Annotated in this window: 14 protein-coding genes; 6 read left to right on the top strand and 8 right to left on the bottom strand. The window is 68.8% G+C overall.

Going from position 1 to position 15746, the window contains the following annotated elements:
• Positions 1 to 43 precede the first annotated feature (43 nt).
• Complete coding sequence (locus P0Y60_15800) at positions 44 to 286, bottom strand: hypothetical protein (protein WEK60745.1); 243 nt, start codon at positions 284 to 286, stop codon at positions 44 to 46.
• A gap of 262 nt (positions 287 to 548) precedes the next feature.
• Between P0Y60_15800 and P0Y60_15795 the strand changes: the two genes are divergently transcribed.
• Positions 549 to 1289, top strand: a complete 741-nt coding sequence (locus P0Y60_15795) for an alpha/beta hydrolase (protein WEK60744.1) — start codon at positions 549 to 551, stop codon at positions 1287 to 1289.
• 2 nt (positions 1290 to 1291) lie between these two features.
• Here the strand turns inward: P0Y60_15795 and P0Y60_15790 are convergent, their stop codons facing one another.
• Genes P0Y60_15790 through P0Y60_15775 form a run of 4 tightly spaced genes read right to left on the bottom strand, consistent with a single transcriptional unit; the run spans position 1292 to position 6592 of the window.
• On the bottom strand, positions 1292 to 2284 hold the full coding sequence (locus tag P0Y60_15790; GenBank protein WEK60743.1) for an ABC transporter permease: 993 nt from the start codon (positions 2282 to 2284) through the stop codon (positions 1292 to 1294).
• On the bottom strand, positions 2281 to 3222 hold the full coding sequence (locus P0Y60_15785; GenBank protein ID WEK60742.1) for an ABC transporter permease: 942 nt from the start codon (positions 3220 to 3222) through the stop codon (positions 2281 to 2283). Before P0Y60_15785 ends, P0Y60_15790 begins: the two co-directional genes overlap by 4 nt.
• Positions 3219 to 4949: an ABC transporter ATP-binding protein gene (locus P0Y60_15780; protein ID WEK60741.1), complete on the bottom strand. Its 1731-nt coding sequence runs from the start codon at positions 4947 to 4949 to the stop codon at positions 3219 to 3221. Before P0Y60_15780 ends, P0Y60_15785 begins: the two co-directional genes overlap by 4 nt.
• Positions 4946 to 6592, bottom strand: a complete 1647-nt coding sequence (locus P0Y60_15775) for an ABC transporter substrate-binding protein (GenBank protein ID WEK60740.1) — start codon at positions 6590 to 6592, stop codon at positions 4946 to 4948. Before P0Y60_15775 ends, P0Y60_15780 begins: the two co-directional genes overlap by 4 nt.
• Positions 6593 to 6875: 283 nt before the next feature.
• On the opposite strand from P0Y60_15775, the gene P0Y60_15770 reads away from it, so the two are divergent.
• Both P0Y60_15770 and P0Y60_15765 read left to right on the top strand, forming a co-directional pair.
• A complete protein-coding gene (locus P0Y60_15770) occupies positions 6876 to 7292 on the top strand; it encodes a cupin domain-containing protein (protein ID WEK60739.1) in 417 nt (138 codons plus the stop codon).
• 4 nt (positions 7293 to 7296) lie between these two features.
• Positions 7297 to 8145: an alpha/beta hydrolase gene (locus P0Y60_15765; GenBank protein ID WEK60738.1), complete on the top strand. Its 849-nt coding sequence runs from the start codon at positions 7297 to 7299 to the stop codon at positions 8143 to 8145.
• On the opposite strand, the gene P0Y60_15760 is transcribed toward P0Y60_15765, so the two are convergent.
• From P0Y60_15760 to P0Y60_15750, 3 genes are all read right to left on the bottom strand, one after another.
• A complete protein-coding gene (locus tag P0Y60_15760) occupies positions 8142 to 9068 on the bottom strand; it encodes a PDR/VanB family oxidoreductase (protein ID WEK60737.1) in 927 nt (308 codons plus the stop codon). The two genes, P0Y60_15765 and P0Y60_15760, sit on opposite strands and share 4 nt — an antisense overlap.
• An 18-nt stretch (positions 9069 to 9086) precedes the next feature.
• Positions 9087 to 9731 carry a pyridoxamine 5'-phosphate oxidase family protein gene (locus tag P0Y60_15755; protein ID WEK60736.1) on the bottom strand — a complete coding sequence of 215 codons (645 nt, stop codon included), beginning with the start codon at positions 9729 to 9731 and terminating at the stop codon, positions 9087 to 9089.
• Positions 9732 to 9845: 114 nt separating this feature from the next.
• Positions 9846 to 11330 (bottom strand): helix-turn-helix domain-containing protein, encoded by a 1485-nt coding sequence (locus P0Y60_15750; protein WEK60735.1) that lies wholly within the window; start codon positions 11328 to 11330, stop codon positions 9846 to 9848.
• A 73-nt stretch (positions 11331 to 11403) separates the two neighbouring features.
• On the opposite strand from P0Y60_15750, the gene P0Y60_15745 reads away from it, so the two are divergent.
• The 3 genes from P0Y60_15745 to P0Y60_15735 all read left to right on the top strand — a co-directional run bounded on the left by P0Y60_15745 (position 11404) and on the right by P0Y60_15735 (position 15744).
• The gene (locus P0Y60_15745) at positions 11404 to 12510 is read left to right on the top strand and encodes a DUF917 domain-containing protein (protein ID WEK60734.1); all 1107 of its coding nucleotides are present in this window, start codon (positions 11404 to 11406) and stop codon (positions 12508 to 12510) included.
• On the top strand, positions 12507 to 14087 hold the full coding sequence (locus tag P0Y60_15740; protein WEK60733.1) for a hydantoinase/oxoprolinase family protein: 1581 nt from the start codon (positions 12507 to 12509) through the stop codon (positions 14085 to 14087). The genes P0Y60_15745 and P0Y60_15740 overlap by 4 nt, the downstream gene beginning before the upstream one ends.
• Positions 14088 to 14151: 64 nt before the next feature.
• Positions 14152 to 15744 (top strand): ABC transporter substrate-binding protein, encoded by a 1593-nt coding sequence (locus P0Y60_15735; GenBank protein WEK60732.1) that lies wholly within the window; start codon positions 14152 to 14154, stop codon positions 15742 to 15744.
• The last annotated feature ends 2 nt before the right edge of the window (positions 15745 to 15746 follow it).

Raw genomic sequence — 15746 nt, 5'->3', positions numbered from 1 at the left:
TCACTCCTCGGATCTGAGCAGGCGGGAGCGCTGGTGCGCGGTCTCAGTGTGCCGGAGGGGGCAGCCGCGGGATCGGTATCGGACGGGTGGCGCGTCGCGCCTCCTGGAATCGTTCGACCTCGTGGAGCACGTCGTACGCGGAGGCGTGGCGCAACGGCAGAGGCAGGTCGCGCATCCACAGCACCTCGACCTCGGTGTCGGTGACCGTCGAGATGCAGCACACCGCGCGACGGTGATCCCCGTCGGCGAAGTGCAGGTCGTGGATGACCCACTCCGTCTCGCTCACGCGCCGCAGCGCGAATCGTGTGTCTGGAACCCGAACCATCTGTACTTCCCGCCTGTCCCCGAGAGAAGCATGCCAAGGGTGCGTTCGATCTACGAGCCCCTTGACAGGGCCGATCCGGCGGGCAGGAGCGGGCCGGCGACCGGTTCGGCGCGCAACCCGCACTGGAGGCCCGACACACGACGGGTACGACGTTCTGGGCGGAACACCCATCGAAGCCGGTCGTCGGTGAGAGCAGGATGGACGGAAACCGAGGGGAACCGCCATGCCATACGCGAAGACCGCACACGGCGTAGAGACGTACTTCGAGACCATCGGCAGCGGCCAACCGGTGCTCCTGCTGCATGGGGGCTTCTGCTCGATGGAGATGATGCGCGGGCAGGCGGAGTCGCTCGCCGATCGGTACGCGGTGTCATCTCCTGAGCGCCCCGGTCATGGTCGCACCGCCGACCAGGAGGGGCCCATGTCGTACGCCGGGGGCGTCGACGACACGCTGTCGTTCATGGACGCAGCCGGGATCGAGCGTGCGCACGTCGTCGGCTTCAGCGATGGTGCCATCATCGCCCTCCTGCTCGCGCTGGAGCATCCTGATCGCATCCGCTCACTCGTCGCGATCAGCGGCAACCTCACCCCGGCCGGTGTCGAGGAACCCGACGATGACTCCGACGAACCCGACGAGAACTGGGAACGTCTGCGTGCGGAGTACGACGCACTGTCGCCCGACGGCGCAGCGCACGGCGAGGTCGTCCTGGAGAAGATGTTGACGATGTGGCGCGCGGAGCCCGACATCGACCCGGCAGCACTGCAGCGGCTGACGCTGCCCACGATGATCATGGCGGGCGACCGCGACGTCATCCGCGCCGACCACACCCGCCTGATCGCGGACTCCATCCCCGGCGCGCACCTGTGCATCGTTCCGGGCGCGAGCCATATGCTCCTGCGCGAGCGACCCGCCCTCGTGAACCTCGCCCTCCACGAGTTCCTCGATGAGGCCGCGCAGCGCTGAGCTCAGCCGACCCGCACGCGGGGATCGAGCACCCCGTACGCGAGGTCGACGAGGAAGTTCAGCACCACGACGAGGAATGCCGAGAACAGGGTGAGCCCGACGATGAGCTGCACATCGACGGAGGAGACCGCCTCGATGAGCAGCGAGCCGATGCCCGGAATGGCGAACACGCGCTCGATGATGACGGAGCCGCCGAGCAATGCGCCGAGGTCGAGACCGAAGACCGTGATCACCGGGAGCAGCGCCGTACGCAGCCCGTGGCGCCCGATGACCCGACTCTCCCGGAGCCCCTTCGCCCGTGCGGTGCGGATGTAGTCGACTCCCATCACCTCGAGCATCTCCGATCGGGTCAGGCGCGCGTAGATCGCCGCCGACACGAAGGCGATCGACAGCCAGGGGAGCACCAGGTGCCGGAACCATTCGACCGGGTCGTCGTCGAGGGGCACGTACCCGGAGGTCGGGAACCAGCGCAGCGTGAACCCGAAGACGAGGATGACGAGGATGCCGGCGAGATAGACCGGAGTGGAGACGCCGGCGATCGAGACGGTCATGATCCCGCGATCGATGACCGTGTTTCGCTTCAGCGATGCGATGAGCCCTCCCGCGACGCCGACCAGGAGGAAGAGCACGGCCGCGCCGATCGCGATGGAGGCGGTGGCCGGGAAGCGATCGAGCACCAGCTCGGTGACGCTCGCGTTGCGCAGGAACGAATAGCCGAAGCACGGGGCGGCACACGTCACCGCGAGTTCGGTCCCGAAGGAGCGGCCCGTCACGATGCCCCGGAGGAACTCCCAGAGCTGCACGAACCACGGCTGGTCGATGCCCATGTAGATCGAGATGCGTTCGAGATTCGCCGGCACGCACGGCCGACCGCACGCAGCGAGCGCCGGATCCGAGGGGAGCAGGTAGAAGATCGAGAACGTCACGACGGCGATCACGAGCAGCACCACGATGATGCCGCCGAGACGGAACAGGGTGTAGCGGAGCATCTTCATCGGCGGGTGGTCCTCGGGTCGAGAGCGTCGCGCAGGCTGTCGCCGAACACGTTGAAGGCGAGGGTCACCAGGAACAGGGCGGCGCCGGGGAAGACGAGATAAAGCGGACTCGTGCGCACCCACAGGATCGCCTCGCCGATCGTGCGCCCCCAGGACGGGGTCGGGGGTGTGACGCCGACACCGAGGAACGACAGCGCCGCCTCGGTCGCGATCATCGCGGGGATGATGATCGAGATGATCACGACGATCGTCGAGGAGACGTTCGGGATCACCTGGGCGAACACGATCTGCCATGACCGTGCGCCCATCGCCTGAGAGGCGACGATGAAGTCGCGCTCCCGGATCGCCAGCACCTGGCCCCGCACGATGCGGGAGATCCCCGGCCATCCGAATGCTCCGATGACGAGCACGATGAAGGGCGGCCGCGGCACATCGGCGGGGATGACGGCCATCAGCGCGATGAGGAACACGAGCACCGGGAACCCGAACATCACGTCGACGCCGCGGCTGACGACCCGGTCGTACCATCCGCCGAAGTAGCCCGACGTCACTCCCACGATCGTGCCGATCAACGCTGCCAGCAGTGTGGAGGCGATGCCCACGAACAACGAGGTCTGCGCGCCGTGCACCACGATCGAGAACAGATCGCGCCCGGTGAGCGGCTCGACGCCGAACCAGTGCGCGGCACTGATGCCGCCTCCCCACCCGAGTGGTTGGCCCCGACTGTCGAGCAGGTCCTGATGGTACGTGTACGGGTCGTTGCCGCTGAGGGCGCTGAGCGGCCCGGCGAAGATCGCCGCGATGAGGAACACGACCACGATCGCGGCGGAGGCGACGGCCCACGGGTCACGGCTGAGAGTGATGAGCAGGGTACGGAATCCGGTCTTCCGCGGGGGGACGGCCGATTCGCCGGCCATCGTGCCCGTCGTGGTCGTCATGCTGCCTCCTCCGGGTCATCGAGGACGAGCGCGAGTCGCTGTTCGCGTCGGGCGCGCTGCTCGGTGGGGTCGGCCACCGGCGCCGCCGTCAGCAGGCGTCGGGTGTAGGGATGCTCGGGCGCGCTCAGCACCCGCGCCGACGGTCCGGTCTCGACGATCTCGCCCCGTCGCATCACGCCGACCTCGTCGGCGAGCTCCTTGACGACGGCGAGGTCGTGGCTGATGAACAGGCAGGCGAAGCCGAGCTCGCGTTGCAGCTCCGACAGCAGCTCGAGCACGCGGGCCTGCACCGAGACGTCCAGAGCGCTCGTCGGCTCATCGGCGATGAGCAGCGTCGGGTCCAGCGCGATGGCCCGGGCGATCGCGACGCGCTGGCGCTGCCCGCCCGACAGCTCATGGGGGAACCGGTCGATCGTGGATGCGGGCAGCTGCACGGCATCCAGCAGGTCCGCCGCGCGCGTACGGCGCTCATCGGCGGATGCGCCGGTGTGCAGCCGCAGCGGTTCGGCGATCGCGTCGCCGACCAGCGAACGCGGGTTGATCGACGATGCCGGGTTCTGGAAGACGTAGCCGATCGAGCGGCGCAGCCGGCGCAGCTCCCCGGTCGACATGCCGGCGAGGTCCGAGCCCTCGATCGTGACCGAGCCGGAGCGCAGGGGGATCAGACCGGCGAACGCTCTGCCGAGTGTCGATTTGCCCGAACCCGATTCGCCGACGAGTCCGAACGTCCGCCCTCGAGGGATCTGGAAGCTCGCTCCCTCGACCGCGACGACGCCGCTGCCGCCCCATCCCCGTCCGCCGTAGACGATCCGTGCGTCGCGGGCCTCGGCAGCGGGGGAGTCCACGAGTCCCTCGACCGGAGCGGGGCGTGATGCGACCTCGCGAACACGGCCGAGCTGCGGCACCGCGGCGAGGAGTTCGCGGGTGTAGTCGTGTTCGGGTGCGGCGAAGATGCGGGCGACGGGACCCGACTCGACGATCCGACCGCCACGAAGCACGGTGACATCGTCGGCGAGGTCGGCGACGACGCCCATATCGTGGGTGATGAGCAGCACCGCGGTGCCCCGGGTGTCGCGCAGCGTGCGGAGAAGATCGAGGATGCCGGCCTGCACCGTCACGTCGAGTGCGGTCGTGGGCTCATCCGCGATGAGGGCGATGGGGTCGCAGGAGATCGCCATCGCGATCATCGCGCGCTGCAGCTGCCCACCCGACAGCTCGTGGGGGTACGCCCTCGCCGTGCGTGAGGGATCAGGCAGGCCGACGGAATCGAGCAGCGCGAGCACGCGCTGCCGCACGGTCGCTCTTCCCGTGCGCGGGGAGTGCGCGGTGATGGCCTCGGCGATCTGCCACCCCACCCGGTAGGCGGGGGTGAAGGCGCTCATCGGCTCCTGGAAGATCGTGCCGATGCGCCCGCCACGGACTCGGCGCAGGTGCGCGGGGTCCGCGGCGAGCAACTCGGAGGGGCCGGTCCGGCGATCGCCTTCGAGCCGGATGCTGCCGGTGACGGTCGTCGCCGGGGGGAGGAGCCCGAGGATCGACATCGCCGTCGCGCTCTTCCCCGATCCGGACTCGCCGACGAGGGCGAGAACGCGGCCGCGGCGCAGTGTGAACGAGACCCCGTCCACGGCCGGTGGCGCAGGGTCGGCCGAGCCGGTCCGGGACCCGGCGAATGCGATGCGCACCCCGTCGACCTCCAGGACGGGCTCGGCGCCACCCTCCGACATCATCCGGCGAGACTGATCGTCAGGTAGTCCTGGAACGCCGGGTAGGCGGGGATCGTGAAGGGAGCGACCTCGCTGCCTCGGAGGAACGAGTTCCTCGTGAGGTAGAGCGGCAGGATGGAACCCGACTCCATGATCGACCTGTCGATCGCCGTCCACTTCTGTGCAGCCTCATCTGCGTCGGTCGTCGCGATGACGTCCGCGATCGCGGCATCCAGATCGGGATCGGCGGTGCGCGACAGGTTGTACCCGCCGTCGATGTACTTCGATTCGAACATCAGGCTCACCGTCGCGGCCGGGCTCGGATAGTCACCGATCCACCAGGACAGGAACAGGTCGTAGTCGGAGTTGCCACCCATCGCATCGCCGTACATGACGCCCTGGTCGAGGGGATTGATGTTCAACGTGATGCCGGCCCGGGCGACGCCCTGCTGGAGCGCTTCGGCCACGGCGGTGTCGCCGTTCGCGACCCAGACGTCGAGGGTGATGCCGTCGGGGTGGCCCGCCTGGGCGAGCAGATCCTTCGCCGTCTCGGCATCCTCCGGATACAGGTCGAAGTCCTCGTGTCCTGGCACGCCGGGCGGGATCACCGTGGTCGTCGACACGGCCGCCTCGTCTCCACCGAGGGCCGTGATGATGGAAGCGCGGTCGACGGCGTACTGCACCGCCTGCCGCACGAGGGGATCGGACAGCTCCGGGCTGTCGGTGTTGAGGGCGGCGTAGTAGAACAACCCGCCCTCGGAGGTGACCAGGCGTTCCTCTGCCGCGGGATCGGCATGGACCAGCGCGAGTTCTGCGGCGCTGAGCGGATAGCCGTTGGTCGAGGTCTTCGCCTCGCCGGTGTCGGAGATCAGTGACTGCGCGATCGTCGACGCGTTCTGGCTCTGACGGATCACGATGCGGTCGGGATCGGCGGTGCGGACCTCGTCGGTCGCGGCGACCCATTCGTCATTGCGCACGAGCACGGTCTCGTTGCCGTCCTCGTTCGATTCGATCCGGTACGGACCGGATGCCACCGGCTTGACGTCGTAGGCGGCGATGTCGACGCCTTCGCCCTCGGGCACCGGGATGAACGGGTTCATCGCCGCGAGCCAGGGGAAGTCTCCGTAGGGCTGGACCAGGTGGAAGACGATCGTCTTGTCGTCGGGGGTCTCGATCGAGGCGAGGTCTCCTCCGTCGAAGGGACCCGTGTACTCGGCGCCGCCTTCGAGAAGGGCGTTGTGATAGTGCAGGCCGCCCGAGAGATCCGGGGCGAACGTGCGCTCGACGCCGTACTTGATGTCGCCCGACGTGATGGGGGTGCCGTCCTCGAAGAAGATGTCGTCCTTGAGGGTGTACGACCAGACCGTACCGTCGTCGCTGGGTGTGCCGGTATCGGTGGCGAGGTCGGGCACCACCTCGACGTTGCCGTCGCTGCCGATCGACCAGGTCGTGAGGCGACGGCCGACGAGGCCGAGCCAGGTCGTGGGGAGGTTCACGTTGGTGGCGGGATCGAAACCGAGCGCGGTGTCGGTGCTCAGGACGACGAGCGTCCTCTCCTCGTCGGTGTCGTCTCCGGACGTCGAGCAGCCGGAGACGACGAGGGCGGCGGCGGTGATCGCGGCGGCGGCTCCGAGGAGCCTTCGAACGCGGGTAGGACGGTGGTACATGGCGTGCCTCCTAGGCGGTGATGCGTCGACTGGTGCGATCGGGTACTACTCGGAGGTGGTGCGGATACTCGGGCCGTGCGTGCCTGCTTCCTGCGCTCTTCGTCGAGCGGAGGTCTGACCACGTCGATGGCGTGATCGTGTTCAGAGGCTAGCCACGCGTTCGGTGCGGTGACATGTGGTGGTCGTCCACTGAGTCGACTCGTGGATGTGTGAATCGCCGGTGGATTCCTCGAACGACGGGGCGACGATGGGCGTAACGCTCACGAATCGACCGAGGAGCCCTATGAGCATGCAGATCCAGCGCCGGGGAGACGGCCACTTCGACTGGTCGCTCTACCGCGGCGAAGGGCGCGTCGGCATCGAGTGGTACTTCCGCGAGACCAGTGCCCTGCCGACGTCGGTGATGCTCTACCACCTGGAGCCGGGAGCCGAGGAGGGCGAGCACTTCCATCTGGCGGACGATCCCCGCAGCTGCTCGGAGGAGAGCCAGGACGAGCTCTACATCGTCGTGTCCGGTGAGGTGGTCATGATCGTGGAGGGCGAGCGCGCGCTGCTCGGCCCTGGTGATGCGGTCTATGTGCCCGAAGGGCTCCCTCATGGTGTCCGCAACGAGTCGGATGCTCCCGCAGAACTGGTTCTGCTGTTCGGGGCCCCGACAGGTGACCGGACGGCGACGGGCTACACGCCCAGGAGAGGATGACGGCATGCCGTACACGCAGGGGGATTCGATCGCGATCTACTACGAGGTGGTCGGTGCTCCCGCCGATCCCGTCGTCGTCCTGATCTCCGGCGGCGGGGCGCAGCTGCTCAGCTGGCATGACGACCTGGTCGCCCGCCTCGTCGCCGAGGGTCTGCGCGTCGTCCGGTTCGACAACCGCGACACCGGACTCTCCCAGCGATTCGGTGGAGACAGCGACGTCGACGGCGGGTACGGACTCGGCGATATGGGCGACGACGTGATCCGGGTGCTCGACGACCTCGGCGTGACGTCTGCTCACCTCGTGGGTCATTCGATGGGCGGGATGATGGCGCAGATGGTCGCCATCCGTCAACCGGAACGTGTGCGCAGCCTGGGTCTGCTCTCGACGATCCCCGGACGGGATCCCCGATACGTGCTGCATGCGGCGCCCGTCATCGCGGTCCCGCCACGGTTCACCCGCGAGGAGACGATCGGCTTCGCCGCCCAGTACGCCCTCGCCGATGCCCCCGATCGCTACGACCCGCAGGTCGCCTGGCATCAGCGGAAGGCGGCCGAGGCCTATGACCGCGGGTACTTCCCCGACGGTTTCGTGCGGCAGTGGTCGGCGTTGATGCGCGCCCCCGAGCGGTTGGAGCAGCTGAAGGACATCGCCGTTCCGACCCTCGTGTTCCACGGCCGCGCGGATCCCGTCCTGCACTGGTGCTCGGCGGTCGACATCGCCGAGGCCATGCCGGCTGCCGAACTGCAGATCCACCCCGACATGGGGCATCTCATCCCGCACGAACTCTGGCCCGAGCTCGTCGCGGGCATCGTGCGCACGGCACGCCGCGGTGAGGAGCTCGCGAACCGCTAGGCGTCGATCACGAGCGTCGGCGTGAGCGATCGCGAGACGCACGGGTAGATCGTCATCGAGGCGTCGTCGCTCGTCAGCGAGTCGCGATGCTCGGGGGAACCGTCGAGCACGCTCACCGCGCACGATCCGCAGACGCCGCGCAGGCACGATCCTTCGAGAGGCACTCCCGCACCGACCAGCACGCCGAGCATCGAGCGATCCGCCGGCACCTCGATCGTGACGTCCGACCGGGCGCAGACGACGGAGAACGGCTCATTGGGGCGGTGCTCCCGCCTCTTCGGTTCGAAGCGCTCGGTGTGCACCCGACTGCCCTCGGGCAGTACCGCCGTCAGATCCGAGAGCGCATCCACGAATCCCTGCGGCCCGCACGCGTAGACGGCGGTCCCCGGAGCGATCCCGGCGAGCAGTGCGGCGAGGTCGAGACGGCCCGCGACGCTGCTCACGTGCACTCCGGCGCGCTCGCCGAGGGCCGCGATCTCGCTCGGGAACGCCACGTCCGATTCCTGACGCGCGAGATAGAGCATCCGCCAGTCCGCCTGCTCGGCCGCGAGATGCCGGGCCATCGAGAGGATCGGCGTGACTCCGATCCCGGCGGCCAGCAGAAGATACGACGGCGCCTCCGCGAGCGCGAAGAGGTTGCGGGGCGGGCGCACCCAGACGCGACTGCCCACCCGCAGGAAGGTGTGGATGTAGTGCGACCCGCCTCGCGACAGCGGCTCGCGTCGCACCGCGATGCGATAGCCGTGCACGTCGGCGGGGTCGCCGCAGAGCGAGTACTGCCGTTCATGGCGGGTGATGAGCTGCACGTCGAGATGCGCGCCCGCTTCCCAGGGCGGCAGCACCGCGCCGTTCGGATCCTCGAGCCGGATGCTCATGATCGACGGCGTCTCGCGCACGATCTCGCGCACGACGAGCTGCGTCATCCCCTCGCGGCTGTGCATTCAGTACAGGTTCCCGTAGGCGCCGGCCATCGCGTCGTCGATGACGTCGCCGATCTTGCTGTCCCAACCCGACATTCCCGCCCAGATCTGACCCGAGCTGGGCACCTCGGCGGCGAGATCCTGCATCTCCGCGTCCCAGAGTCCGGCACGCAGCAGGGCGCGTCCGCAGTGCAGGTAGACCTGTTCGGTGCGGATGACGATCGCGAGGTCGGGCACGGCATGGTCCTGCTCGAGCATGGCCAGCACGGACGGTTCGTCGGTGACCTTCGCGATCCCGTTGATCCTGAGCGTCTCCGTCATCCCGGGCACGAAGCACAGCAGCCCGACATGACCGTTCTGGGCGATGTTGGTCATCGAGTCGGCGATCTTGTTGCCCAGCCGGTCGGGCATGACGAGGGTGCGCGCATCGAGAGCGCGCACGAAGCCCGGGTAGTCGCCGCGCGGGGAGCAGTCGCAGTTGCCGTCGTCGTCGGAGGTCGCGAGGCAGCAGAAGGGGGAGTGCGCGAGGAAGGCGAGGCAGTTGTCGTCGAGGTGGTCCGTGATCTTGATGAGGGTGGCCTCGGTGGGCTCGCCCAACGTGGAGCGCATCGCGGTGAGGTCGACGGTGCGCAGATCATCGAGGTCGAGGAGATCGTCGGAGCCCATGTCGTCGAGGCTATGCCAGCTCCCTCGCCCGGTCATCGTCGCCGGGGCACAGCATTCCCGGGTCGGAATGTGCCGAGGGCACACTCACGCCGCCATCACAGCCCGAGGGGCGACTCAGCGCTGGGCGAATCCGAGCAGCCGAACGCGGCAGGCCAGCTCGATCGCGAATCGGGTGTCGGGATCGTCCAGATCGAGATCCAACGCCTGTCGGATGCGCTTGAGCCGATACCCCACGGCATTGGGATGCAGGCTCAGCTCGCGGCCCGCGTGCACCAGGGAGTTGCGATGCGAGAGGTACGAGAGCAGTGTCTGCACGGCCGTCCTGGCCCGCTCGGCACCGAGGTCGTCGAGAGGGCGCAGGATGTCGTGGAGCAGGTTCCGGCTCACCGGTGAGGCGTAGACGTCGAGCAGCACGCGCCGGAGACCCGTGACATCGGTGAGCTCGACGCCGTCGGGGCGACCCGCGGCGATCGCCGACTCCGCGGCGATCCGCGCCTCGGCCGCCGACTGGCGAAGGCCCAGCGCCCCGAGCTGGGGCGTGCCGAGCCCGAGGGTGTACGCCCACCCGGGTCCTGCGAGCGAACGTGCGTGATTCTGGATGCGCACGGCGATCTCCCGCAGGCGCCGCTGATGATCACCGGCGCCGTGATCCTCGGTCGACACGATCATCAGATCGTCCTGCAGGAAGGCCAGGTGCCACATCTCGTCTCGCCCGTCGACGAGCTGCAGTGCGTACAGCTCCAGGGCGGGCTGCACGCTGCGTGGCGCGCGGGCGTCCGGATCGGCGAGTGCCGAGGGCGACAGCCACGCCACGGCGTGCGACAGCTGCAGGGGAAGACCGAGACGGGCGGCGGGTCCGACGAAGCCCTCGACCCGTGACGAGTCGGCCAGCACGAGCTCGACCAGCAGGTCGGCACGCGACTGCGTCGGTGCGAAGCGGTCGCGCATCTGGCGCTGAGCGGCACGAGACATCAGCGAGGCGACCACCGGGAGGGCGACGGATGCCGCGGCATCCTCCTCGGCGCAGACGAGGCGTCCGATCGGCACCTCGCCCACGCACACCGCGTCGCTCGCAGACCACGCGACCGTCGGATCGTCGATCAGTGTCAAGGGGATGCCGAGTGCGCGGCTCGCCGCCGCGAGGATGTCGTCCATCGTGCTCTCGGGTGCGGCCGCGGCGGCCGTCGCCTTGTCGACCACGTCGGACGCGCGCATCATCGCCTCGGACGCTCCGCCGGAGATGGCGCGATCGATCACCATCGCCAGGTCGGCCGGCTTCACGCCCGGCGCATCGAAGACGGGCACGCCCCCGCGTTCGGCCAGCGCGCTCGCCGTCTCTGCGAGAGCGAGGTCGAGGGGGAAGACGAGTCCGGCGAGCTCGCGGGCGCTCGCCTGGCGCAGTGCGACGTCGATGCGGAAAGACGGCGGCTGCTCATCCGAGGGGAGGATGACCAGCGTGCCGGCGGCCACCTCGCTGAGCTGGTCGATCGCGACGACGTCGACGCTGGCGATGGCTCGGGAATCGATCGGGCCCGCCAGATGCCGGAGCCCGAGGCGGCCTGCGCTGTCCGCCAGAGCGGTGATCTCGTACTGTGCCATGGCCACAGTTTCACAGAAAACACTGGCTTGGTGACACATTGTCGGCTTCGGGTCTGCTCCGTACGGTGGTCACATGGCTCAGACACGGCTCCCGGCGCGCACCAGCGAACGGATCACCGAGATCACGATCGACGACATCGCCGCGTTCGGCGCGGGCGCCGCGATCTTCGGCACAGGCGGGGGCGGCGCGGTCTACAGCGCGCAGCTCATGGTCGAGAACGCATTGCGGGAACACGGACCGGTGCCGCTGGTCACCGTCGATGAACTCGGACCCGACGACCTCGTCATCCTGCTCTCCGGCATCGGGGCTCCCACCGTCGGCATCGAGATGCTCTCGGCGAAGAATCAGGTGGAGGACCTCGTCGCCGAGGTCGAGCGGCTCGCCGGTCGTCCCGTGACCACGGTGATGGCGGCGGAGATCGGCGGAGGCAACGGGGTGCAGCCGGTCGGCTGGGCCGCGCGGCTCGGCCTGAAGGTGCTCGACGCCGACGGCATGGGCCGGGCATTCCCCGACGCGGCGATGGTGGCGATGAACGTCGCGGGTGTGCCCTGCGAATGGGCGGTCCTGAGTGACGTGGTGGGCAACGTCTCGGTCATGAAGACCATCGACCTGCACTGGCTCGAGCGCCACGCGAGGGCGCTCACGGTCTCGAGCGGCTCGATCTGCATCGGCGCGCACTACCCGCTCACGGCCCAGACGGCGCGGGGTGCGGTCATCGAGGGCACGGTGAGCGCCTCGATCCGCGTCGGTCATGCCCTCCTGTCGGCATCCGAGCCGGTGGCGGCGGTGGCCGACGTGCTCGACGCCTCTGTGCTCCTCACCGGAAAGATCATCGACCTCGACCGCCGCACCGTGGGCGGTTTCGCCCGTGGTTCGGTCACGATCTCGGGCACGGGCGCCGACCGGGGACGCCTGCAGCGACTCGAACTGCAGAACGAGAACCTCCTCGTGCTCGAAGACGGCGAGGTGCTGGCGAGCGTGCCCGACCTCATCACCATCGTGGATGCCGAGACCGGCCATGCGATCACCACCGAGATGCTGCGCTTCGGGCAACGGGTCTCCGTGCTCGCCTGGGCCTGCGATCCGATCTGGCGCACGCCTCGCGGCCTCGAGCTCGCCGGGCCCGCCGCGTTCGGCTACGACCTCCCCTACGCACCCTTCGAAGGAGCAGCCCGATGACCGCCCTCCGCGATCTCTCCATCGGCGTCGATGTCGGCGGCACCAACACCGATGCGGTGGTGCTCGACGAATCCGGCACGGTGCTCGCGCACACCAAGCGCCCGACGACCGACGACGTCACGGGAGGCATCCGCGCCGGCATCGCCGACGTGCTGCGTGCACTCGGTGACGACCGCTCGCGTGTGTCCCGGGTCATGCTCGGCACGACCCACGCGACCAACGCCATCGTCGCCCGGCGCCAGCTGGACCGGGTCGCCATGATCCGCCTCGGCGCACCGGCGGCCACGGAGTACCCCCCTCTCATCGGCTGGCCCCGTGATCTCGCTGATCGCGTGCTGGCGGGTTCCGCGATGCTCGGCGGAGGGCACATGGTCGACGGCACACCGATCTCGCCGCTGGACCGCGACGGCATCCTGCGCTTCCTCGATTCGCTCGAGGGCGCCTTCGACAGCGTCGCGGTGTGCGGCATCTTCAGCCCGTCGTCGCCGGATCAGGAACTCGAGGTCGAATCCCTCATCCATGCACACCTCGGATCCGACACCCCCGTCTTCCTCAGCCAGGACATCGGCCCCGACGGCCTTCTCGAACGCGAGAACGCGACCGTGCTCAACGCCGCACTCCGCGGCGTCGCCTACGAGGTGACGAACGCGCTCGTGTCGGTCGTCGCAGAAGAGGGCCTCGACGTCGCGACGTTCTTCGCCCAGAACGACGGCACTCTGATGACGCTCGACTACGCGGTGCGCTACCCGGTGCTCACGATCGGCTCCGGCCCCGCGAACTCCATCCGCGGAGCGGCTTTCCTCTCCGGGGTCGAGAACGCGATCGTCGTGGATGTCGGCGGCACCACGAGCGACCTCGGTGTTCTCGTGCAGGGGTTCCCCCGCGAATCGACGCTGCCGCGCGAGATCGGCGGTGTGCGCACCAACTTCCGGATGCCCGACATCCTGAGCCTGGGCATCGGCGGCGGCACGATCATCGACCCCGCCACGGGGGCGGTGGGACCGGGGTCGGTCGGACACCGCATCAACACCGAGGGGCTCCTGTTCGGCGGGTCGACGCCCACGCTGACGGATGCCGCGGTCGCCGCGGGCATCGACGTCGCCGGTCGCGCGCTGCCGAAGCTGTCGGCAGCGATGCGGAGCGCACTGGGTGACGCGTTGGGCGTCGCCCGTGATCGTGTCGAGGAGGCCGTCGAACGCCTCTCGCTCGGACGGGTCGATCTGCCCCTCGTCGTCGTCGGCGGTGGCGGGTTCCTCGTCCCCGACGGCATCCCGGGCTCCTCGGAGGTCATCCGACCCGCACACGGCGACGTCGCCAACGCGGTCGGCGCCGCGATCTCGCTCGCCGGAGGCCGCGCCGAGCAGATCTCGGACCTCGACGACCGGACGGCCGCGATCGAGGCGGCATCCCAGGCGGCGATCGCCAAGGCGATCCAGGCCGGCGCCGACCCGCTGCAGGTCGCCGTGGTCGATGTTCTCGAGACCTCGCTCACGTACACCACCCGCCCCACGCTGAAGGTCTCGGTCAAGGCCGCCGGCCCGCTCAGCCGGCTCGCCGCGACCGCGAGCGCGTACTGATCCGTCCCTACCCGCACCACCCGATGCACTACCGACAGAAGCCCTGGATAAGAGGAGAACTGCAATGAAGCACCGCATGCTCGTTCCCGCAGCCGCGGGAGCCGTCATCCTCGCGATGACACTGGCATCCTGCTCGGGATCGACCGATCCCGACTCCGGCACGGCCGAGGGGGACTTCGTCTCCGGAGGCACCTTCGTCAAAGCGCTCAGCGACGACCCGGGTGATCTCAACCCGATGAAGACGGTGTCGCCCGACACGTTCGACGTCGTCACGATCGCCTACGAATCCCTCATCTACGTGACCCCCGACGGCGACTTCGAGCCGTGGCTCGCCGCCGAGTGGACCGACACGGGTACCGAGGCGACCTACACGCTCAAGGACGGGATCACCTGCGCCGACGGCTCGGAGTTCACCGCGCAGACGGTCGCCGACAACATCAACTACAACGCCGACCCCGCGAACGCGACGTTCTCGTACGGCACGGTGATCACCGAGGCCGTCTCCGCGACTGCAGAGGGCAACGTCGTCACGGTCACCAGCACGGTCAACGACCCCTTCCTCGCCGTCAACATCGGCACGATCATGATGGTCTGCGATGCGGGTCTCGCCGACACGGACTCCCTGTTCGACACCACGGACGGGACCGGACTGTTCCAGTTGAGCGAGGCCCGCACCGGCGACGCCTACGTCTTCACGAAGCGGGACGACTACACCTGGGGTCCTGACGACGTCACCAGCGAGACGGTCGGCCTGCCCGACACGATCGAGGCGCGCGTCATCGCCGATCAGAGCACCATCACCAACCTGCTGCTGTCGGGTGAGCTGAACTCGGGCGTCGTCACCGGCCCCGATCAGGCCCGCCTCGAGGGCGCGGGCGTCGACTACGTCGGCGTGCGTAACCCGGTCGGACAGATCCTCTTCAACGAGAAGGAGGGTCGTCCGTTCTCCGACCCGCTCGTGCGCGAGGCGCTCTCGATCGCGATCGACCGCGACGAGGTCGGTCCCGTGATCGCCGGTGCGACAGGCATCCCGTCCGAATCGCTGGTCACGAAGAGTCCGCTGCTCTGCGTGGCCGACGAGCCGACCTGGACGCTCCCCGACACCGACCTCGACCGAGCCGCGGAGCTGCTCGACGAGGCCGGGTGGGTGCTGAACGACGACGGCATGCGCGAGAAGGACGGCAAGCCCCTCGACATCAAGTTCATCTACGACGCCCCGACCGCCTCGCACGGCCCCGCCGCCGAGCTGGTCAAGGAGACGTGGGACGGCCTGGGCGTGAACACGATCCTCTCGGCGAACGACTCCGCCGCGTGGTCCGATCAGCTTTACACGAGCTTCGACTGGGACACCGGCTGGGTGCAGATCGGCCCGGGCAGCCCCGTGGTGCTCGCCCTGTTCTTCGAGGGCGCGACCCCCGACAAGGGCGGACTGAACTTCATGTTCGTCGACAACCCGGCCTACAACGAGCTCGCCGAGCAGGCCAAGGTCGCCAGCCCCGACGACACGTGCGGACTGTGGCAGCAGGCCGAGAACGAGCTCATCGAGCGGTTCGACACCTTCCCGGTGATCGACAACATCCTGCCGAACTACCAGAGCGGCGCTGTGTTCGATCAGCCGAACTTCCTCACGCCGACCTCGATCCGGATGCTGGGCTGACA

Source organism: Candidatus Microbacterium colombiense (assembly GCA_029203165.1).
Lineage (GTDB): Bacteria > Actinomycetota > Actinomycetes > Actinomycetales > Microbacteriaceae > Microbacterium > Microbacterium colombiense.
This window is presented reverse-complemented; position numbering and strand designations above follow the sequence as displayed.